The organism is Phenylobacterium sp. RIFCSPHIGHO2_01_FULL_69_31 (assembly GCF_001824475.1).
Taxonomy (GTDB): Bacteria; Pseudomonadota; Alphaproteobacteria; order Caulobacterales; family Caulobacteraceae; genus Phenylobacterium.
The window spans coordinates 130,051-150,660 of record NZ_MHXN01000031.1 but is presented as its reverse complement, the minus strand read 5'-3'; the positions used below and the strand labels follow the sequence as shown (position 1 = coordinate 150,660).

Here is a 20,610-nt window from a genome sequence, read left to right as displayed (position 1 = left end):
CGCCTGGAGTTCTACGGAGGCGGACACCCTGTCCGCCAGCCCCTGCGGCAATCTCCGGTTAACCCTGTTGCAAGCTTCCGCGCCGACGATTCCGGTGAGTCGGAGGCGGACATGACGAAATCCACGAACTGCGGACGGTCGATCCGGATCGCGCTGATCCTGCTGGCCGGCGCCTCGGTGACCGCCTGCGTCGCGCCGCGCTATCCGAGCCGCGCCGATGGCGTGGGCAAGGCGCCGCCGACGGGGCAGGGCGAATACAAGGTGGGCAAGCCCTACCAAGTGAACGGCGTCTGGTACGTGCCGCGGGAACAGCCGAACTACGACCAGCGGGGCGTCGCCTCCTGGTACGGCGACCAGTTCCACATGAAGGCCACCGCCAATGGCGAGACCTTCGACATGAACAATGTCTCGGCGGCCCACACGACCCTGCCGCTGCCGTCGATGGTGGAGGTCACCAACCTCGACAACGGCCGCAAGCTGGTGGTGCGGGTCAACGACCGGGGTCCCTTCGCGAACAACCGGATCATCGACCTGTCCCGCGAGGCGGCGCGCCAGCTGGGCTATGATCGGGCTGGCCTCGCCAATGTGCGCGTCCGCTACCTTGGCCCCGCGCCCCTGCTGGGCCCCGGCGCGGGCCGGCGCTACGCCGACGCCACGCCGCTGCCGACGCGGACCGCGACCGCCGCGGCGCCGATGGCGGTCGCGGCGACCTCGAACGAGGTGATGCAGACAGCGCCCGGATCTTCGTCGCCGCGCGCCATGTCCGCGGTGTCGCGCCCGGCCGACCACATCGACGTCTCCTCCCTGCCGCCGGTCACCGGCTCGGCCATTTCCGATGCGCCGATCGCGGGGCCGACTCTCATGGCCTCGGCGCCTTCGCCCTCTACCGGCCTGCGGATCCAGGCGGGCGCATTCTCCAGCCAGGCGAACGCCCAGCGCGCAGTGGCTCAGCTCTCGGTGGCCGGGACCGCCTCGATCGAGCCTCTCCAGCGCGAGGGCACGACGCTGTATCGGGTGGTGCTGCCCGCGCCTGCCGACGAGGCCGAGGCCTATGCGCTGCGCGACCGGGTGGCGGAGATCGGCTTCAGCGACGCCCGCGTGGTCAGCGCCTTCTAGACAAAGCGCTCGAACGCGCCAATTTGGCCGCGTGACACGCGGTCGGTTCATCAGTTTCGAGGGCGGCGAGGGCGCCGGGAAATCCACCCAGGTGCAGCGCCTCGCCGCGCGGCTGAAGGGCGGCGGCCGGGAGGTCGTGACCACCCGCGAACCCGGCGGCTCGCCCGGCGCCGAGAGTATCCGCGACATCGTGCTGCGCGGCGAGGCCGACCGCTGGAGTCCGACGACCGAGACGCTCCTGATGTACGCCGCCCGCCGGGACCATATCGAGCGGGTCATCCGGCCCGCCCTGACCCGAGGCGCCTGGGTGATCTGCGACCGCTTCGCTGATTCCACGCGCGCCTACCAGGGCGCCGCCGGGGGCGTGGACCCGCGTTTTATCACGGCGCTGGAAACCTTCATCCTGGAGGACACGCGCCCCGACCTGACGCTGGTGTTCGACCTGCCCGCCGAGGTGGGGCTGGAGCGCGCCCATGCCCGCGCCGGGGCCGAGATGCGGTTCGAGTCGAAAGGCATCACGTTTCACGAGCGGTTGCGCGAGGGCTTCCGCGCCATCGCCGCGTCCGAGCCCGAGCGGTGCGCCCTGATTGACGCCACGGGCTCGATCGCGGAGGTCGAGGCCGCGGTCTGGGCCGCGGTCGAAGCCAGGCTGGCGGTCCATGGCTGACCTTGAGGTCCCGCACCCGCGCGACGTTCACCAGCTGCAGGGCCAGGAGGCCGCCGAAGCCGTGTTCGAGGCCGCCCGCGCCCGTGGGCGTCTCCATCACGCCTGGCTGCTGACCGGACCCGAGGGCGTGGGGAAGGCGACCTTCGCGTACCGCGCGGCCCGCCGCCTGCTGGGCGCGCCGGCCTATCCCGCCAACGGCCTGCTGGGCGCGGACCCCGAGCATCCCGTAGCCCGCCAGGTGAGCGCGCGCAGCCACCCCGACCTGCTCGTGCTGGAGCGCGAAGGACCCGACGGCAAGGCGCGTAAGGTGATCCCGGTCGACGACGCCCGGCGGCTGGCCGAATTCTTCTCGAAGTCTCCCGCCAGCGCCCCGCATCGCGTGGCCATCGTGGACGCGGCCGACGACCTGAACGTCAACGCCGCCAACGCCATCCTGAAGACCCTGGAGGAGCCGCCGCCCAGGGGCGTGCTCCTGATGGTCTCGCATTCGCCGGGGCGCCTCCTGCCGACGATCCGTTCGCGCTGCCGCCGGCTGGCGTTCCATCCCCTGGGGATTGAGGCGACGGCCGACTTCGTGAGCGCGCGCGCCGACGTGAATCCCGAGGAGGCGCTGCGGCTGGCGCACATGGCCGATGGCGCGCCGGGCCATGCGCTGTCCCTGGCCGCCGCCGGCGCCCTGGCCATGGACGATGCGGCCCGCGAGTTGCTCGCGGAGCTGCCGCGTATCGACGAGACGCGCGCGCTGTCCCTCTCGGAGAAGTTCCGCGGCGGGGAGGGCCAGGCCCAGTTCGCCCTGTTGTTCGAACGCCTGGCCGACCGCGTCCACAAGCTGACGACCGACAGGGCCGGGCAGGGGATCGGGCGCCTTGATCGCTGGGCCGAGGCGTGGGAGACGCTCCAGCGCCTGCCGCGCGAGGTCGAGGCCCTGAACCTCGACCGCGCCGACGCCCTGTTCACCGCGCTGACGGAGCTCCGCCAGGCCGCCCAGGCCTGAAGCCGCCCATGCTGATCGACAGCCACGTCAACCTGCACGCCCCGCAATTCGACGAGGATCGGGACGCCGTCATTGAGCGCGCCCGCGCCGCGGGGGTGCAGCTGATGGTCAATATCTGCGACCGCGTGTCGAATTTCCCCGCCGTCCGCGCCCTGGCCGACCAGCCGGACATCTGGTGCACGGTCGGCACCCACCCGCATGAGGCCAAGGAAAACCCCGATCTTTCGGCGGGCCGCCTAGTCGAGCTCGCCGCCGACCCGCGAGTGGTCGGGATCGGCGAGTGCGGGCTCGACTTCCACTACGACCTCAGCCCCCGCGACATCCAGGGGAAGGTGTTCCGGACGCATGTGGCGGCGGCGCGCCAGACGGGACTTCCGCTGGTCGTGCACACCCGGGAAGCCGACGACGTGATGGGGGCGATCCTGGAGGAGGAATACGCCGCCGGCCCGTTCCGCCTCCTCATGCACTGCTACACCTCCGGCGCGGAGTTGGCGCGCCGCGCCGCGGCCCTGGGCGCCTGGTTCTCGGTCTCGGGCATCGCGACCTTCAAGGCCGCGGAGGATGTCCGCGAGGTGATCCGGGACATGCCGGCCGAGCGCATCATCGTCGAGACGGACTGCCCCTACCTGGCGCCCGTCCCGCACCGGGGTCGTCGGAACGAGCCGGCCTACATCCCGCACGTCCTGGCCAAGCTGGCCGAGGTGCGCGGCTGGACGCTGGACGAGGCCGAGCAGCGGACCACCGACGCGTTCTTCGACCTGTTTGACCGGATTCCGCGGCCATGAGCCCGACGCTTGAGGTCACGATCCTGGGCTGTGGCTCGTCCGGTGGCGTGCCTCGGGCCGATGGCGACTGGGGGATCTGCGATCCGGCGGAGCCGAAGAACTTCCGCACGCGGTGCTCAATGCTCGTCCGGCGACGGGGTGAGGGCGAGCAGACCACCATCGTCGTGGACACTTCCCCGGAGTTCCGGATCCAGAGCGCCCGCGCCGGCGTGAAGCGCTGCGACGCGGTGCTGCTGACCCACGATCACGCCGACCAGGTGCACGGCCTGGACGACGTCCGCGCCTTCTACCTGCGCCAGCAGGCGCGGATCCCCTGCTGGATGGATGAAGCTACCGACGCCACCATGATGCGGCGGTTCGGCTACATCTTCGAGGGTGAGGGCGGCTATCCCGCGATCTGCGACCGTCGCCTGATCCCGGCCCACGGCGTGAACTGGGAGGTCGATGGACCGTCGGGCGCCATCCCGGTCGTGACTTTCGACCAGGATCATGGCGGTGTGAGGTCTGTCGGCTATCGCTTTGGTGATATTGCCTATTCGAGCGATGTGGTCGGTCTGGACGAAGCGGCGTTCGAGGCCCTGGCCGGCCTGGATGTCTGGATCGTTGACGCCCTTCGCCGCCGGCCCCACCCCACCCACGCGCACCTGGACCTAGCGCTGGAGTGGATCGCACGCGTCAAGCCACGGCGGGCGATCCTCACCAACATGCACATCGACATGGATTTCCAGCGGCTCTGCGCGGAGCTGCCCGATGGCGTCGAGCCGGCCTACGACGGCATGGTCTTCGAACATGAATTGAAGGCGATATAGATTTGGATTCGCCGCTGAAACTGGGATTTCTGGCGTCGGGAAACGGATCCAGCGCCGAAGCGGTCGTCAACGCCATCGCCGCCGGCGAGTTGGCCGCCGAGCCGCGCCTGCTGGTCAGTAACAAGAAGGGCGCGCCGGCTTTCGCGTGGGCGCAGGCGCGCGGTGTGCCGGTGCTGGCGATCCCGACCCTGACCGATCCAGACGCGGCCGACGCCGCCCTGGCCGAGGCCATGGCCATCCACGGCGTCGAGCTCATCGTGATGTCGGGATACCTGCGCCGCCTCGGTCCAAGGACGCTGGCGCGGTACGCAGGGCGCATCCTCAACATCCACCCTGGACCTCTGCCCCGCTTCGGCGGGGAAGGCATGTACGGCGCGCGGGTCCACGCCGCGGTGATCGCGGCGGGCGTGCCCGAGAGCGCCATTGTGATCCACGCGGTGGACGCGGAGTATGACCATGGGCCGGAGCTGGCGCGCCGGCCCGTACCCATCGTGACCGGCGACACGCCGGACAGCCTGGAGGCGCGCGTGAAGGCGCTGGAACCCCAGTTCTTCGTGGAGACGCTGCAGGAGATCGCCGCGGGGCGGCTGGAGCTTCCCCGTGCCGGTTGAACGCCGCGCCGTTCTTGCGGGCGCCGCCGCTCTGGCGGCCACGGGCTCTGGCGCCAACGCCGGAGGAGGCGAGATGTACGGTCTGATCGGCAAGATGCTGGCCCAGCCGGGGCGGCGGGACGAACTCGTCCGGCACATGGTGGGGGGCGTGGACGCCATGCCAGGTTGCCTCAGCTACGTGGTGGCGCTGGACCCGACGAACCCCGACGCCATCTGGATCACCGAGGTGTGGGACAGCCAGGCCAGTCACCAGGCGTCGCTGAAGCTTCCGGCGGTCCAGGCCATGATCGCCCTGGCGCGCCCGCTGATCGCCGGCTTCGGCGAGCGCTTCGAGACCCAGCCGGTCGGCGGCTTCGGACTGCCCAAGCCCTAGTTACTTGCAATACGATACTCACTATGCAAGCTCTGGCCCGTCGAGAGACAGGAGGTGAGCCTTGCGTCCCAGTCCGCCGGAGCGGGTTTCCGAGTACCGCCGCAAGGGCTGGTGGCGTGGCCAGACCGTCGAAGATCTCTTCCGCCGCGCGGTCGCCGCGCGACCACATGACGAGGCCCTGGCCGATGCCCCCAACCGCGAGGCCCTTGTCGGCACAGCGCCGCAGCGGCTGACCTGGACCCAGGCCAACGCACGCATCGACGCCCTGGCCCATGCCTTCGCCGGTCTCGGCGTCGGCCGCGGCGACGTGGTGGCGATGCAACTTCCGAACCTGGTGGAAGGCGTCCTGGCGTTCCTGGCCTGCGCGCGCATGGGGGCGATCCTGAGCCCCGTGGCGGTGGCCTACCGCGCCCACGAGCTGCGCCAGATCCTGCCGGTCGTGCGGCCGCGCCTGTACCTGACCCTCGGCGCGTTCCACGGTTGCGACCACGCCGCCATGCTGGTCGAGCTGAAGCGGGACGGGGTGACGGACGCCGAGGTGGTGAGCCTGGGCGCCGCAGCGCCGGAAGGCGCGCATGTGCTGGCCGAGCGCCTGGCGGCCGCGCCGCCGACGCCATCCCCGGTTCCCGCCGATCTCGATGCGGCAGAGGCCCTGACCATCTGCTGGACCTCGGGCACCGAGGCCATGCCCAAGGGCGTGCCGCGCCACCACGATCACTGGGTGGTCAACGGCGAGGCGCTGGTGGAAGCGGCGGGCCTGCATCCGGGCGACACGGTGCTGAACCCGTTCCCGTTGATCAACATCGCCGCGATCGGCGGCATGGTGATGACCTGGCTCGTCTGCCAGGGCCGTCTCGTCCAACACCATCCCTTCGACCTGGCCGTCTTCCTGCGCCAGATGCAGGCGGAGAAGGTGGCCTACACGGTCGCGCCGCCCGCGGTGCTCAACATGCTGCTGCAGAACGAGGCGCTGCTGGCCGAAGCGGATCTCTCGAACCTGCGCTGCCTGGGATCGGGCTCGGCCCCGCTTGCGCCGTGGATGGTGAAGGGGTGGCAGGAGCGCCACGGCGTAACCGTGATGAACGTGTTCGGCTCCAATGAGGGGGCCTCGCTGTTCTCAACCGGCGAAGCGATCCCCGACCCCGAGCAGCGGGCGCGTTTCTTCCCGCGCTTCGGAGCCGATGGCGTCGATTGGCCGGCCGCGTTCCCGGCCAAGATCCGAACCCGGCTGGTCGACCTCGCGACGGGCGCGGACATCACCGAACCGGGCCAGGAAGGGGAGCTGCGGATCGCCGGCGCCATGACCTTCGATGGCTATTTCCAGGCGCCGGACCTGACCCGCTCGGCGTTCGACGACCAGGGCTTCTTCCGGACCGGCGACCTGTTCGAGATCGCGCCGGAGGCGGGCGGCCGCTACTACCGCTTCGTCGGCCGCTGCAAGGAGATCATCATCCGGGGCGGCCAGAACATTTCGCCCGCCGAGCTGGACGTCCTGATCGAGAGCCACCCCAAGGTGCGGGAAGGCGCCTGCGCGGCCTATCCGGACGAACGGCTGGGCGAGCGCGTCTGCGCCGTTGTGGCGGTGAGGCCGGGCGAGAGCCTGACCCTGGACGAACTCAACGACCATCTTCGGGCCCACGAGATCGCGACCTACAAGTTGCCGGAGAAGCTGCGGATCGTCGAAGCCCTGCCGCGCAATCCGCTGAACAAGGTGCTGCGTCGGGAGCTGGCGCCCGTCGCGGCCGTGTGACCCGACAGGAGCATTGAGCCGGATCAAGGAGTTGCCGGCCGAAAGCGACTTGCATAGTCGCACCCGTTCCGCGACGTTTGTGAACGACGGTTATGAAAGCGCGCACCGGAACGATGGCCTCGCCCAAATTCATCCGCACCTGCTCGATCTGGCGGGCGCTCGAAGTCGTGGGCGACACCTCGATCCTGCTGATCCTGGAGGCGAGCTGGATCGGCGCCCGCCGTTTCGACGAGTTCCGCACGCGCACCGGCCTGCTCCAGACGCTGCTCAGCGATCGCCTGAAGCGGCTGGTGGCCGCGAACGTCCTGGAGAAGGTGCTCTATAGCGAGGCGCCGCCGCGCTACGAGTACCGGATGACCGAGAAGGGCCGCGATCTCTACTGGCCCGCCCTCATGATGCTGCGCTGGGAGCGGCGCTGGACCCCGACGGCGGGGCGGCTGCAGCTACGGCTGCGCCACAAGACCTGCGGCCATGTGTTCGAGCCGACGCCCACCTGCCTGAAGTGCGGCGACGAGATCAGCGCCCGAGATGTGGACTGGGCCGAGGGTCCCGGCGTCGGCTGGATGGCTGCCCGCTACAGCCGCCGCCGGCAGCAGCGGCACGCGGCGACAGGGGCGCAGGGCCTGATGGTGGACGTGGCCCAGATCACCGGCGACCGCTGGGCCAGCTTGGTTCTGCGCTCGATCTTCACCGGTCTCCGGCGCTTCGATGAGATCCACCGCGATACGGCCATGGCCACCAACATCCTGTCCGAGCGCCTCTCGTGGCTGACGGCGCAGGGCGTGATCCGCACCCACGACCTGGGCGGGCGGCGCTTCGAGTACCGGCTGACCGAGAAGGGCGTAGACTACTATCCCGTCTTGCTGATGCTGCTGCGCTGGGGCGACAAGTACTACGTCTCGCCCGAGGGGCCGCCGCTGCTGCTGCGCCACAAGTCGGACGGCCACGATCTGGAGCCGGCCGTGACCTGTTCGTGCTGCGGCCAGCCGGTGGAGCCGCATGCCGTGGCCTACGAGGTGATCGAGGCGGAAAACCCCCGGGCGCTGGAACCGGCGTAGGCTCCGACCGTCACTTTCATAACGATACTGTATGCGCTAAGCCTGCCCGCAAGGGAGGCCGTCGCATGAGCTATCGCGTGATCCAGTGGGCCACGGGCGCCATGGGCAAGTCGTGCCTGCGAGCGGTGATCGACCATCCGGCGATGGAGTTGGTGGGTCTCTATGTGTACGGCGAGGGCAAGGCGGGCCGGGACGCGGGTGAGATCGCCCGCCGCGATCCGACGGGCGTGATCGCCACGCGCGACATCGACGAGATCCTGGCCCTGGACGCGGACGTCGTGATCCACTGCGCGCGGCTGGCGCCGCCCTACGGCTCGCACGACGCGGAGATCCTGCGGCTGCTGGCGTCGGGCAAGAACGTCATAAGTATCAATGGCTACAGCCGGCCATCTCACTGGACCGGCGAGCGGCGGGACGCGCTGGACGCCGCCTGCCGGGCGGGCAGGACCAGCCTGATGGCCGCGGGCCTCAATCCCGGCTTTGCGGGGGAGCAACTCGCGGTCGTCGCCACAGGCGTCTGCCAGGCGCTGGACCATGTGGAGGTGGTCGAGAGCGTCGACTGTCGCGCGGTGCGCAATCCCGACTACGTCTTCCGCATCCTGGGCTTCGGCTCGGACCCGGCCGCCGTCGACGCCAAAGACCCGGCGTGGGGCCCGGCCAGCTCGTTGAACGGCATGTACGAGGAGGTGCTGGCCGCCATGGCCGAGCACCTTGGCATGCCCCTGCACGCCGTGCGGACGGACCATCGCGTCTATCCGGCGACGGAGGACCTGGGCGTCGCCGCCGGAACGATCCCTGAGGGCCGGATCGGACACGTGAACTGGCGCTGGAACGGGATTGTGGACGGCCAGACGAAGCTGACGATGTCGATCCATTGGTGGATGGAAGCGACCCATCTGGACGAACCCGACCCACCGCTATGGCGCATCCGGATCAAGGGCCATCCGGGCGTGCGGCTGAGCCTCGATTTGGAGAAGCGGGACGGGGACACGACCGCCACCTCGGCCGAGCAGGTCGCCGTCGCCGGCGCGGTAATCAACGCCATTCCCCGCGTCGTGGCCGCCGCGCCGGGTCTGGTCACTCGGCCCCTGGCCACGCCCTTTCAGGCCGACCTCGCGCACGCTTGATCGGACGTCGCGGCTCAAGTTACTTGCATAACGATACGGGGTGTGGATGATCCACCCCAGGAGGAGCGCGATGACCGCAGGAGAGACCGACCTGACCGGCCGCGTCGTCATCGTGACCGGGGCCGGAAAGGGCCTGGGCCGCGCTTATGCCCTCGATCTCGCCGCCCGTGGCGCCTCCGTGGTGGTCAACAACCGCTGGAGCGATCGCACCCAGCCGCCCAGCGCGGAGACGGTCGTCGCCGAGATCGTAGCGCGTGGCGGCCGCGCCGTGGCCAACCTCGATCCCGCGGAGGACCCGGCCACCGGACGACGCCTGGTCGAACAGGCCCTGGAGACGTTCGGCCGCCTGGACGGCGTGGTGTCCAACGCCGGCGTCCCCGAGACCCAGCGGCTGCATCGGCAGACGCCGGAAGGCTTCCGCCGGATCTTCGATATCAACTTCTTCGGCGCCTTCGACCTGGTCCACGCGGCCTGGCCCGAGCTGTCGCGGAACGGCGGCCGGATCGTAGTCAGCGCCTCATCGGCCGGCCTGCACGGCGGCGACGGCATGGCGGCCTATGCCTCCTCCAAGGCGGCCCTGATCGGCCTGGTCCGGGGCCTCGCCACCGAGGGGCGGCCCCGGAACGTCCTCATCAACGCCATCGCACCCTACGCCGTCACCGCCATGACCGAGCAGCACCTGGCGCCGGGCCTGGCCGAACGCATGGATCCGGCGGACGTGGCGCCCCTGGTCTCCTGGCTGGTGAGCGAGGCCTGCGACGTCACCGGCCAGACCCTGGTCTCGGGCGGCGGCCGCCTGCGCATCGCCACGGCGGTCGAGGGCGCGCCGGTCCGGCTCGACGGCCCCATCGGCGCGGCCGTGCACGCCGCGATCCGGGCCGAGCCCCGCGAAGCCTACTCCGACTCCCACACGGCCTTCGCGGCCTTCATGGACGGTCGCCCGGCGCTGGCCGCCACCCCCGCATAATCGGACGAGGACATCATGGTCTATATTCTTGGCGGCTGGCAGTCTGACTTCTCCCAGAACTGGGCCCGGCGGCAGATGGACTTCGCCGACGCCTTCGCCGAGGTGGTGGGCGAGGGCCTGGCCGCCGTTGACCTCGAGCCCAAGGACATCGACACCGGCCACGTGGGCAACTTCGTGGGCGAGCTGTTCGCCGGGCAGGGCCTGCTGGGCGGCTTCTTCGGCCTGGTGCATCCGGACTTCGACGGCATGCCGACCGCCCGGCACGAGGCGGCCTGCGCCTCCGGCAGCGTGGCGATCCTCGCCGCCACCGCAGAGATCGAGGCCGGCCGCTACGACACCGCCTGCGTCGTGGGCCTGGAGATGATGCGCAACGTCTCGGGCCAGCAGGCGGCGCAGAACCTGGGCGCGGCGGCCTGGACCGGCCATGAGCTGCAGGACGCCACCTACCTGTGGCCGCGCGCCTTCTCGGACCTCGGTGAAGAGTACGACCGCCGCTGGGGCCTGAAGTACGAACACCTGATGCGCATCGCCGAGATCAACTTCGCCAACGCCAAGAAAAACCCCAACGCCCAGACGCGGCAGTGGGCGTTCAACGACAAGAGCTTCACCGCGGACGACGAGGCCAATCCGGTCATCGAGGGCATGATCCGCAAGAACGACTGCGGCCAGGTCACCGATGGCGCGGCGGTCGTGTTCCTGGCCTCGGAGAAGGCCGCCCGGGAATATGCCGACAAGCGCGGCGTGCCGCTGGAAAGCCTGCCGCGGATCAAGGGTTGGGGGCACACTTCGGCCCCGATCAGCTACGACCGCAAGGTGCGCGCCAGCGAGGGCCAGCCCTATGTCTTCCCACGGGTGAAGCAGGCCATCGACGCCGCGCGCAGCCGCGCTGGCGTGACGGACATCTCCGAACTGGACGCAGTCGAAACCCACGACTGCTTCACCACCACGGAATACATGGCCATCGAGCATCTGGGCCTGACGGCGCCGGGCGAAGCCTGGAAGGCGGTGGAGGACGGCTCCATCGAGATCGGCGGCCGCCTGCCGATCAATCCGTCCGGCGGCCTGATCGGCCTGGGCCACCCAGTGGGCGCCACCGGCGTCCGGATGACCCTGGACGCTTTCAAGCAGGTGACCGGCAAGGCGGGCGACTACCAGGTCGAGGGCGCCAAGACCGTCCAGACCCTCAACATCGGCGGCTCGACCACCACGACGGTCAGCCTCGTGGTGGGCGTCTGACCGTGGCCGACAGCGCCGTGGCGGCGGCCAGACCGGCTCCCTTCCGCGAAGCCCACCTGATGCCGGTGGACCTGGAGGTCGAGCGCCGGCCCGACGGCACGGTCCTGATCGCCTCCCGCATCCCGCTGCGGCCGTACGAGGCGAACATCCCCGCCGCCTTCGCCCGCCGGGCCGAGCTATCCGCCGAGAAGCCGGCGCTGGCCCAGAGGGGCGCGGACGGCGAGTGGGCGTTCCTGACCTTCGGCCAACTCAAGCGGGACATGGACGCCGCCACCCAGTGGCTGCTGAGCGAAGCCCCGCCCGGACCGGTCCTCATCCTGGCCGGCAATACGCCCGCCTTCGCGGTGATGAGCTTCGCCGCCCAGGCGGCCGGCCGCGCGGCGTGCCCGGTCAGCGTCACCTATGCCGCCCTCGGCGGGGACTACGGCCGGCTGGCGCACGTGATCGATAAGGTGAAGCCGGGCGTGGTGTTCGCCGAGGACACGCGGATGGCCAAGGGCGCGCTGGAGGCGCTGAACCTGCACGGCGCCCGCATCGTGACGGCCGATCCGACCGGGCTGTCCAAGCCCGCCACGGCCTATGCGGATATCCTGGCGACCCCGGTCACGGAGGCAGTCGCCGCTTCGATCGCCGGATTGAAGCCGCAGGCCCGCGCCGCCCTCATGCTGACGTCGGGATCCACAGGCCTGCCGAAGGTCGTGCCGATCACCTTCGACAACCTGATGGCCAATTCCACCCAGTGCCAGCAGACCATCGGTGAGGCGGCCGGCTGGCATGACGTGATGCTGGACTGGCTGCCCTGGCATCATGCGGCCGGAGCCTTCGTCCTGCGGACCACGCTGCTGGAGGGCGGCACGCTCTACATCGACGACGGCAAGCCGGCGCCCGGCCTATTCGAGACTTCGATTCGGAACCTGCGCGAGATCCCCGTCAGCTATTTCAACAATGTGCCGCTGGGCTACGCCATGCTGGTGGACGCCCTGGAGCAGGATGCGGTCCTGCGGGCGACCTTCTTCCGGAAGATGCGCCTGATGCTCTACGGCGGCGCGGGTCTGCCGCAGACCGTCATGGATCGCCTGCAGGCCGCCGCCGTCGCCGAGACCGGCCATCGGATCATGATGACCAGCGGCTATGGCATGACCGAGACCGTTTCGGCCTTCATGGTCATCCACTTCGAGACCGACCGGGTGGGCATCGGCCTGCCGGCCCCCGGCACGACCATCAAGCTCTCACCCAGTGGCGACCGCTACGAGTTGCGGGCCCGGGGCCCGAACGTCACCGCGGGCTATCTGGACGAGCCGGAGAAGACCGCGGCGGCCTTCGACGAGGAGGGCTTCTACCGCACCGGGGATCTCGTGGTGTTCCACGATCCGGAAGACCCGACCAAGGGCCTGGCGTTCTCGGGCCGGGCCGCCGAGGAGTTCAAACTCTCCAGCGGCGCCTGGGTCTATGGCGGCGCCGTTCGCGATGGGCTGATCAAGGCGCTGTCGCCGCTGGTGACGGACCTGGTGCTCTGCGACGACGGACGGCCCTGGCTGGGTGTGATGCTTTGGCCGAAGCCTGACGCCGATCCGGTGGAGATCGCCCGGCGTCTGGCCGCGTTCAACGCCGGACAGCATGGCAGCGCCGGGCGGGTGAAGCGGGCGCTGCTGCTTACCGAGCCGCCCAGCGCCAACGCCCACGAGATTTCGGACAAGGGCACGATCAACCGCCGCGCCGTCATCGACCGTCGGGCAGGGGAGGTGGAACGCCTCTACGCCGACACGCCGGACGAGGGCGTGATCGCTCTCGGCTGATGACTAGCGCGGGGTGTGCGGCGTCCACTCCGCCCCGACCTCAGCATAGTCGGCGCTGAACCAGCGAGGATAGCCGTGCAGGGTCTGCCCGCCGTCGGCCAGCACCTCGGCGCCGGTGACATAGCCCGCCTCGTCGCTGCACAGGAACACCGCCAGGCGGGCGATGTCCTCGGGTCGGCCCAACCGGCCGACGGGGGTGTTAGAAATGGCGTCGGCCCGCACCGCCGGATCGTCGATCAGCGACTTGGTCATGGCGGTCTCGATGATACCCGGGAGGACCAGGTTCACACGGATCCGCCAGACCCCCAGCTCGGACGCCAGCGACTTGGCCAGCATCCGCACGCCGGCCTTGGAGGCGGCATAGGCGCCCAGCAGGTCGCAGATGTGGGTGGCGGCCGTCGAAGCGGTGAACAGGATCGCCCCGCCGCGGCCCCCGTCGCGCATTAGCCGCGCCGCCCCCTGGGCCATCAGGAAGCCGCCGTTGAGATTGACCTCCACGTGCTTGCGCCACTGGTCGAACGGCGTGTCGATCAGTGCGCCGTAGCGGCCGTAGCCTGCGTTCAGGAAGGCGGCGTCCAGGCGACCGAAACGATCCTGGATGGCCGAGAAGAGCCCCGCGACGGCGTCCGGATCGGACTGGTCGCAGGCGTGGCCCAGCACCTCGCGCCCCGTTTCCCGCAAGGCGGCCGCGACCTGTTCCAGGGCGTCCGCACGCCGGTCGGTGACCACCACGTCAGCCCCGCGCGCGGCGAAGGCGGCGGCCGCGGCAGCGCCGATATCGCCCGCCGCGCCGGTGACCAGGACTGTGCGTCCGCTGTAGTCGCCCATCGTTCCGCCCTGATTTCCGCTTGCCGCGCCTTGTCGGCGGACCTTAACTTGCATAGAAAGACTGTCAAACCGCCCCGTTGATCGAGGGTGGAAGCAGGGGGCGTAGCATGCCGGAATTCGTGATCGTCCTGGCGGTGAACGCCGTCGTGATCCTGGGGCTGTTCGTCCTGGCCTGGGCGATCTGCGTGGCCCAACGGGATGTGACGCCGGTGGACAGCCTCTGGGGCCTGGGCATGGGCGTGGTGGCGATCTCCACCTTCCTGCAGACTGGCGGCGGCACGTCGCGGCGCATGATCCTCACCGGTCTTTGCGTCGCCTGGGCGGTCCGCCTCGGCGGCTACATGCTGTGGCGCTGGCGCGACCACGGGCCGGACGGCCGCTACGTGCGCATGCTGGACAAGGCCAAGGCCGAGCGGGGCTGGGGCTATGGCTACGCGGCCTTCCGGCTGGTCTTCATGCTGCAGATGCCGCTGCTGTGGCTGGTCTGCCTGCCGGTGCAGCTGGGGCAGATCCCCGACCAGCCTGCCCAACTCGGCGCGCTCGGCATCGCGGGCGTGGTGCTGGCGGTGTTCGGCCTGATCTTTGAGAGCCTCGCCGACTGGCAGCTCGTGCGTTTCAAGAAGGATCCCGCCAACGCCGGCCAGGTGATGGACCGGGGCCTGTGGCGCTACACGCGCCATCCCAACTATTTCGGCGACGCCTGCGTCTGGTGGGGCCTGTGGCTGGTGGCGGCGGAGACGACCTTGGGCCTCTTCGCCGTGATCGGGCCCCTCTACCTCGTCTACACCCTGACCCGTTGGAGCGGCATGCCCACAGTCGAGGGGCGCATGCGCCGCCGCAAGCCGGCCTATGAGGACTACATCCGGCGCACCTCGCCCTTCTTCCCCTGGCCGCCGAAGCCGCCCGAAGCCGCCTGATCCGAGGTCACGCCCTTGTCACTGCCTGCCCACATCGCTGAGCGCCTACGCCTGCCGGCCATCGCCGCCCCGATGTTCCTGGTCTCCGGGGTCGACATGGTCCTGGCCGCCTGCAAGGCCGGGATCATCGGCTCGTTCCCGGCCAACAACGCCCGCTCGCTGGACGAACTGGACGCCTGGATGGCGACCATCGCTTCCACTCTGCCGGCCGATGCCCCGCCCTGGGCCATGAACATCATGGTCCACCGCTCCTACGCGCGGTGGGAGGAGGAGTTGGAGCTGGTGCTGAAGCACCGGCCCCCGATCGTGATCACCGCCCTCGGCAGCCCGTCGGCGGTCGTCGACGCGATCCAAGGCTACGGCGGGCTCGTCTATGCCGACGTGAACTCGCTGACCTTCGCCCACAAGGCCGCCGCGACCGGGGTCGACGGCCTGATCCTGGTGGCGGCCGGCGCGGGCGGTCACACCGGTCCGATTTCGGGCTTCGCCTTCGCGCCGGCGGTGCGCGAATGGTTCGAGGGTACGATCGCGCTGGGCGGCGGCATCGGCTCCGGCCAGGCCGTGCGCGCGGCGCAGATGCTGGGCGCCGACCTCGCCTACCTTGGAACGCGCCTCATCGCCTGCGAGGAGAGCCTGGCCGTCCCGGGCTACAAGCAGATGCTGGTGGAGGCCTCGGCTGAGGACATCGTCACCTCCGCCGCCCTGACCGGAATGCCGGCCAACTGGCTGAAGGCCAGCCTGCTGGCCGCCGGCTACGATGCCGAGGGCCTGAAGGCCAAGGCCGAGATCAACCTTGGACGTCCCGAGGACGCGGCCAAGCGCTGGCGCGACGTCTGGTCTGCCGGCCACGGGGCCGGGCAGGTGAAGGCCGTCGAGCCGCTGGCCGCGATCATCGACAAGCTGGCGGCGGAGTACGCGCAGGCCGCCGGCTGAGCCGCGCCTTGACAAGGGGGCGGCCATTTTCGAAGGGTCGGCAGGCGCAGCCCGAGGCGATATGGCCGATCCCCAACCGAACGACGTCCCGCCGGCTCCGACCCAGCTCGTCCAGGCCAACTCCGCGACTCGGGCCCTGAACATTCTCGGCGACCGCTGGACGCTGATGATCCTCTACCTGGCCTTCCAGCGCGTGCGGCGGTTCGACGAATTCCAGGGGCGCATCGGCCTGGCCCGCAGCCTGCTGATCGACCGCCTGCGCCGGCTGCAGAAAGCCGGGCTACTGGAGAAGGTGCGCTACCAGGAGCGGCCGGTGCGCGAGGAGTACCACCTCTCGCCCATGGGTCTCGACCTCTACAGCCTGGCCCTGATGATCATCCGCTGGGAGAAGCGCTGGTTCTACGATCCGGCGAACCCGGCCCATCGGCTGGTCCACAGCTGCGGCCACGAGTTCACCCCGGAGTTCCGCTGTCGTTGCTGCGGCGAGCTGGTGACGCCTCGCGAGGTCTATGTGGAGGAGGGGCCGGGCGTGGGGTTCGAACCCTCGCCGCCGCCCCGGGTCCAGCGCCGGTCCATCGTGCCGGCCGACAGCCTGAACCAGGGCAACCCCATGCTGGACCGCGCCTTCCAGGTGCTGGGCGACCGCTGGACGAGCCACGTGATCGCCTCGGCCTTCCTCGGGCGGCGGCGGTTCAACGATTTCCAGCAGGCGTTGGGCGTGGCGCCGAATATCCTGGCGGACAGGCTTTCCCGGCTGGTGGATCTGGGGGTGCTGCGCAAGGAGCTCTATCAACAGCGGCCCGACCGCTGGGAATATCGCCTGACCGACGAGGGCCGCGACCTCTATCCGCTGATCGCCGAGCTCAATCGCTGGGGAGACCGCTGGCTGGACGGGGGCAAAGGGCCACCGCTCATTACCCATCACCGTCCCTGCGGCCGCGTCCTGGAGGGCAAGGTCACCTGCGACCACTGCCACGCCGAGGTTGCGGCGCAGGACGTGACGCCCCCGGGCGCCTGACCGCTACTTCGCCACCGGCCGCGAGATCATCTCCCGGACCTCTGGCGTCATCGGCTTGCCGGCCTTCATGTCCGCGCTGATCCGGCCGTCGAAGTACTCGCGCCACTCGCTGACCAGCAGCCCGCGGAACTCCAGGCTGCCGGCGTAGGGGATGGCGACGTGCTGCCCCGTGGTCAGCGTGAACTCGTCGACGCCCTCCATGAACAGCCGGTCGTCGGACTCGGCATAGTCGAAGATCCGCCAGGTGTTGCTGCCCGGTGCGATCGCCACCTTCATGTTGTGCAGCGCGGTGCGCATGGCCGCCTTGCCCCGGATCGCCGGCGCATAGCCGGACGAGTTGCGCCAGACGATGTCGTCGGTGACGCAGGCCAGGACGCCCTCCACGTCCTGCCGCTTCCAGGCGGCGATGATCGCCTCCAGCACGGGATAGAGGCGCGGCATGGCGGCGGTCTCCTTGGCGAGGGCGGGGGCGGCGATCAGGGCGCCGGCGGCGGCGACCACGGAGCGTCGGGGCAGCGATGTGGGCCCGCTCATGGCGCCACCTCGCGGTCCAGCAGCTCCAGCACCTGTCGGGTCAAAGGCTCGCCCGCCTTCTGCTGGGTCATCACGCTGAGATCGACGTAGTCGCGCCAGCCCGCGATCAGGTCGCCACGGAAGTCCAGGACCCCGGCATAGGGCGTGGCGACCCGGCGGCCCTCGGCCGTGCGATAGTCGTCGACACCCTCGACGAACAGGCGATCGCCCGCCTCCGCATGGGCGAAGATGCGCCATTCGATCCGGTGCATGTCGGCCTGGAAGCGCTCCAAAAGCTTGCGCGCCGCCGCCTTGCCGCGCACCGGCGGCATGACGGCCACGGCGTAGTGCCAGACGATGTCGTCGGCCATGAAGCCCAGGACCCGGTCGATGTCCTTGGCCTGCCAGGCGTGGATGACCTGCTGGAGGATGGCGTAGAGGCGGCTCATCCGGACTCCGGGCTTGGCAGAGGAGACGCCGAGCGGGGAGACCGCCCGGCGCCGGGATCTAGAACGCGGCGGACAGCTCGATGCCGTAGGTCCGGGGCGCGCCAAACGAGGACATCTCCTCCTGGAAGAAGGGGATGATGTTGGTCCGATAGACCGTATCGCCCAGGTTCTTGCCGTAGACCGAGACGCTCCAGGGCTTGTCCGGCAGGGTCAGGGTCACCCGGCCGTCCAGCGTGCCGTAACCGTCTTCCCAGGTGGTGTTCTCGGGCGCCCAGGGCATGCGGCCCTGGTAGCGATAGCTCAGGCGGGCGGACAGGGCGTCCTCCCAGGAGCCGACGCTGGTGGTGACCTCGGCCCCGATCGCGCCCTGCCAGCGCGGCGTGCGCTGCATCCGGTTCCCCGAGTTGTTCACCCCGGCGAAGATGAAGGTGTCGTACTCGGCGTGCACATAGCTGCCGCTCGCCCAGGCGCGCAGCCACCGCGTCGGGGCCAACTGCACGTCGGTCTCGACGCCCTTGATGGTGGCGCCCGGCGCGTTGCTGATCACGTTGCAGAGGCAGGAGGCCAGGGTCTGCTGAACCTGCAGGTCCTTGTACTTCATGTAGAAGACCGCGGTGTTCCAGCGCAGCCGGCGGTCGAACATCTCGGTCTTGTAGCCGGCCTCGTAGTTGGTGACCGTCTCCGGATCGTAGGGCGTCGCGGCGGCGAAGGCGTTCGAGGCGCTGTTCTGGAAGCCGCCGCCCTTGAAGCCCTTCGACACGGTCACATAGGCCATGTTCCGCTCGTCGGGCGTCCAGCGCAGGGTCGCCTGCGGCGTCAGCTCCTTCCAGGAGTCGCCGTAGGGCGTGGCGAAGTTGGTGGTCAGCGGCGTCAGCGGCGCGGCGTCGTTCGGGTTCAGCCGGTCCCCGGTGGCGACGATGATGCCGCGCTGGAAGCCGTACTTCTTGTCCTTGGTGTAGCGGGCGCCGACGTCCAGCTTCAGGGTCTCGGTGATCTTGAAGCCGATCTGGGCGAAGACCGCCATGTCGCGGTTGTGGCCGTGATCGTCCCAGTGGCTCTCGCCCGAGAGGGTCGGCAGCACCGTCGATTCACCCCAGTAGCGGTTGTACTGGTGGACGTTAGTCTTCTGGTAGTAGGCGCCGACGATCCAGTCGAAGCGGCTCTCGGTGTTGGTCGAGGCCAGCCGCAGCTCCTGCGAGACCTGGTTCATCCCCTCGATGAAGTTCACCGGTTCGGCGAAGAGCAGGGGGGCGGCCACGTTGAAGCCGTTGGCCGGGCCGAGGCCCGTCTGGTCGTACAGCGTGAACGAGTGGTTGTGCCGGTAGCCGCTGATGCTGGACAGCCGGACGTTCTCGGCCACGTCCTTCTCGACCTTGATGATGATGTCGTAGGTCTCGTGCCGCGCGCCCTGCGGCGTCGGCGCCGTGTCGCCCTTGAACAGCGGCCAGATCGGCAGGCTTTCCTTGCGGCTGAGGCCGCCCGGGCGGAGCGCGGCGATCAGGGCGCGGGTGCCGGACCACGGCGTGAAGCTGGCCGGCAGGGTCTTGCTCTTCAGGCCTACGCGGTGGACGCCGTCGTTGCTGTCCTTGGCGTAATCGACGTTGATGCTGGCGCGCAGGTCGGAACCCTCCGGCGCATAGGCCAGCTGGATGCGCGCCTGCGTCGAATCCAGGTTCTCCAGCTCGACGTTGTGCAGGATGTCCTTGTAGTAGCCGCCGCGGTTGATGGTCTGGAACGAGACGCGGCCCGCCAAGCTCTCCGTGATCGGGCCGGTGATGTAGCCGTTGGTCTGCTTCAGGTCGTAGTTGCCGAGCGTGACGGTCATCCGTCCCGAGGCCTCGAAGCTGGGCGCGTTCGAGATGATGTTGACCGCGCCGCCGGCGACGTTCTTGCCCAGCAGCACGCCCTGGGGCCCGCGCACCACCTCGACCCGGGCCACATCGTAGAAGGCCGAGTTCAGGTTGCCCGAACGGCTGACGTAGACGTCGTCCACGAAGGTCGCCACCGACTGGTCGGCGGTGGGCGAGCTCAGGCGCGTGTTCACGACGCCGCGGATGTTGATCTCGTTCGACTGCGGCGAGTTCGCGGTGAACGAAATGCCGGTCATGTTGTGCGCCAGATCCTCGAGCGTCAGGACGCGGTCCTTGGCGAGGTTGGCGCCCGTAATGGCCGTGATCGCCAGCGGCGCGGTCTGGACGTTCTCCTCACGCTTCTGGGCGGTGACAATCAGCTCTTCGAGCTGGTTGCCCGGCTCCGCGGCCATAACGGGGGCGGCGAGCCCCAGGCCCGTCAGAAGGGCGATCACGGATGTGGTGTGCTGCAGCTTCATGGCATTTCTCCCCCGGGCCGCGGCGTTCGAGCGCCGAGATCCCCCGTTGTGTTGTCCGCGCGAGGCGGAGGACGTCCGTTTGGAAGGGTGGGGCGAGGCGGGCAGAGCGTCTGGCCACGGCGCCGAGGCTGCGGCCGGCTTGCATAACGTCATCTAGGCGGCCGCCCGGAGGCGGGTCGCCGACGTCAGCGCGCCTGGATCTCCCCGATCAAGCCCTCCCGACTTCTCTTATTCCTATCTGGGCAAGCGCTCCGGGAAGCGCTTACATCTCGTCAAGCAAGTCACCCCCTCGCCTGGGCCGGTGGCGACTCTCGAAAAAGAGCTTGCCAATAGT

At 69.6% G+C, this 20,610-nt stretch carries 20 protein-coding genes; 16 read left to right on the top strand and 4 right to left on the bottom strand.

Going from position 1 to position 20,610, the window contains the following annotated elements; all coding sequences use genetic code 11:
* Positions 1 to 111: 111 nt before the first annotated feature.
* The 13 genes from A2790_RS16140 (at position 112) to A2790_RS16080 (ending at position 13,289) form a co-directional block, all read left to right on the top strand.
* Complete coding sequence (locus A2790_RS16140) at positions 112 to 1,116, top strand: septal ring lytic transglycosylase RlpA family protein (protein WP_293393609.1); 1,005 nt, start codon at positions 112 to 114, stop codon at positions 1,114 to 1,116.
* 31 nt (positions 1,117 to 1,147) lie between these two features.
* Entirely contained in the window at positions 1,148 to 1,783 is a 636-nt protein-coding gene (gene tmk, locus A2790_RS16135) for a dTMP kinase (protein ID WP_293393607.1), read from the top strand.
* Positions 1,776 to 2,777, top strand: a complete 1,002-nt coding sequence (locus A2790_RS16130; RefSeq protein WP_293393605.1) for a DNA polymerase III subunit delta' — start codon at positions 1,776 to 1,778, stop codon at positions 2,775 to 2,777. Before tmk ends, A2790_RS16130 begins: the two co-directional genes overlap by 8 nt.
* An 8-nt stretch (positions 2,778 to 2,785) precedes the next feature.
* Positions 2,786 to 3,562, top strand: a complete 777-nt coding sequence (locus tag A2790_RS16125) for a TatD family hydrolase (RefSeq protein WP_293393603.1) — start codon at positions 2,786 to 2,788, stop codon at positions 3,560 to 3,562.
* Entirely contained in the window at positions 3,559 to 4,371 is an 813-nt protein-coding gene (locus A2790_RS16120; RefSeq protein ID WP_293393601.1) for an MBL fold metallo-hydrolase, read from the top strand. Before A2790_RS16125 ends, A2790_RS16120 begins: the two co-directional genes overlap by 4 nt.
* A gap of 2 nt (positions 4,372 to 4,373) precedes the next feature.
* Positions 4,374 to 4,982, top strand: coding sequence for a phosphoribosylglycinamide formyltransferase (locus A2790_RS16115; RefSeq protein ID WP_293393599.1), 609 nt, complete (start codon positions 4,374 to 4,376; stop codon positions 4,980 to 4,982).
* A 73-nt stretch (positions 4,983 to 5,055) separates the two neighbouring features.
* Positions 5,056 to 5,355: a putative quinol monooxygenase gene (locus A2790_RS16110; RefSeq protein ID WP_293393597.1), complete on the top strand. Its 300-nt coding sequence runs from the start codon at positions 5,056 to 5,058 to the stop codon at positions 5,353 to 5,355.
* A 61-nt stretch (positions 5,356 to 5,416) separates the two neighbouring features.
* On the top strand, positions 5,417 to 7,105 hold the full coding sequence (locus A2790_RS16105) for a class I adenylate-forming enzyme family protein (protein ID WP_293393595.1): 1,689 nt from the start codon (positions 5,417 to 5,419) through the stop codon (positions 7,103 to 7,105).
* A 113-nt stretch (positions 7,106 to 7,218) separates the two neighbouring features.
* Positions 7,219 to 8,163, top strand: coding sequence for a helix-turn-helix domain-containing protein (locus tag A2790_RS16100; protein WP_293393593.1), 945 nt, complete (start codon positions 7,219 to 7,221; stop codon positions 8,161 to 8,163).
* Positions 8,164 to 8,228: 65 nt separating this feature from the next.
* Complete coding sequence (locus tag A2790_RS16095; RefSeq protein ID WP_293393591.1) at positions 8,229 to 9,290, top strand: hypothetical protein; 1,062 nt, start codon at positions 8,229 to 8,231, stop codon at positions 9,288 to 9,290.
* 70 nt (positions 9,291 to 9,360) lie between these two features.
* Positions 9,361 to 10,257, top strand: coding sequence for an SDR family NAD(P)-dependent oxidoreductase (locus tag A2790_RS16090; RefSeq protein WP_293393589.1), 897 nt, complete (start codon positions 9,361 to 9,363; stop codon positions 10,255 to 10,257).
* 15 nt (positions 10,258 to 10,272) lie between these two features.
* Positions 10,273 to 11,493: an acetyl-CoA acetyltransferase gene (locus tag A2790_RS16085; protein WP_293393587.1), complete on the top strand. Its 1,221-nt coding sequence runs from the start codon at positions 10,273 to 10,275 to the stop codon at positions 11,491 to 11,493.
* 2 nt (positions 11,494 to 11,495) lie between these two features.
* The gene (locus A2790_RS16080) at positions 11,496 to 13,289 is read left to right on the top strand and encodes an AMP-binding protein (RefSeq protein WP_293393585.1); all 1,794 of its coding nucleotides are present in this window, start codon (positions 11,496 to 11,498) and stop codon (positions 13,287 to 13,289) included.
* A gap of 3 nt (positions 13,290 to 13,292) precedes the next feature.
* Here the strand turns inward: A2790_RS16080 and A2790_RS16075 are convergent, their stop codons facing one another.
* Positions 13,293 to 14,117: an SDR family oxidoreductase gene (locus A2790_RS16075; RefSeq protein WP_293393583.1), complete on the bottom strand. Its 825-nt coding sequence runs from the start codon at positions 14,115 to 14,117 to the stop codon at positions 13,293 to 13,295.
* A gap of 107 nt (positions 14,118 to 14,224) precedes the next feature.
* On the opposite strand from A2790_RS16075, the gene A2790_RS16070 reads away from it, so the two are divergent.
* The 3 genes from A2790_RS16070 to A2790_RS16060 all read left to right on the top strand — a co-directional run bounded on the left by A2790_RS16070 (position 14,225) and on the right by A2790_RS16060 (position 16,985).
* Positions 14,225 to 15,034, top strand: coding sequence for a DUF1295 domain-containing protein (locus tag A2790_RS16070; RefSeq protein ID WP_293393581.1), 810 nt, complete (start codon positions 14,225 to 14,227; stop codon positions 15,032 to 15,034).
* Positions 15,035 to 15,049: 15 nt separating this feature from the next.
* Positions 15,050 to 15,967, top strand: a complete 918-nt coding sequence (locus A2790_RS16065; protein ID WP_293393579.1) for a nitronate monooxygenase — start codon at positions 15,050 to 15,052, stop codon at positions 15,965 to 15,967.
* A 61-nt stretch (positions 15,968 to 16,028) separates the two neighbouring features.
* Positions 16,029 to 16,985: a helix-turn-helix domain-containing protein gene (locus A2790_RS16060; protein WP_293393577.1), complete on the top strand. Its 957-nt coding sequence runs from the start codon at positions 16,029 to 16,031 to the stop codon at positions 16,983 to 16,985.
* Positions 16,986 to 16,988: 3 nt separating this feature from the next.
* On the opposite strand, the gene A2790_RS16055 is transcribed toward A2790_RS16060, so the two are convergent.
* Genes A2790_RS16055 through A2790_RS16045 form a run of 3 tightly spaced genes read right to left on the bottom strand, consistent with a single transcriptional unit; the run spans position 16,989 to position 20,276 of the window.
* Positions 16,989 to 17,519, bottom strand: a complete 531-nt coding sequence (locus A2790_RS16055; RefSeq protein WP_293393575.1) for a nuclear transport factor 2 family protein — start codon at positions 17,517 to 17,519, stop codon at positions 16,989 to 16,991.
* On the bottom strand, positions 17,516 to 17,947 hold the full coding sequence (locus A2790_RS16050) for a nuclear transport factor 2 family protein (RefSeq protein ID WP_293393573.1): 432 nt from the start codon (positions 17,945 to 17,947) through the stop codon (positions 17,516 to 17,518). The genes A2790_RS16055 and A2790_RS16050 overlap by 4 nt, the downstream gene beginning before the upstream one ends.
* Positions 17,948 to 18,005: 58 nt before the next feature.
* Positions 18,006 to 20,276 (bottom strand): TonB-dependent receptor, encoded by a 2,271-nt coding sequence (locus A2790_RS16045; RefSeq protein ID WP_293393572.1) that lies wholly within the window; start codon positions 20,274 to 20,276, stop codon positions 18,006 to 18,008.
* Positions 20,277 to 20,610: the final 334 nt, after the last annotated feature.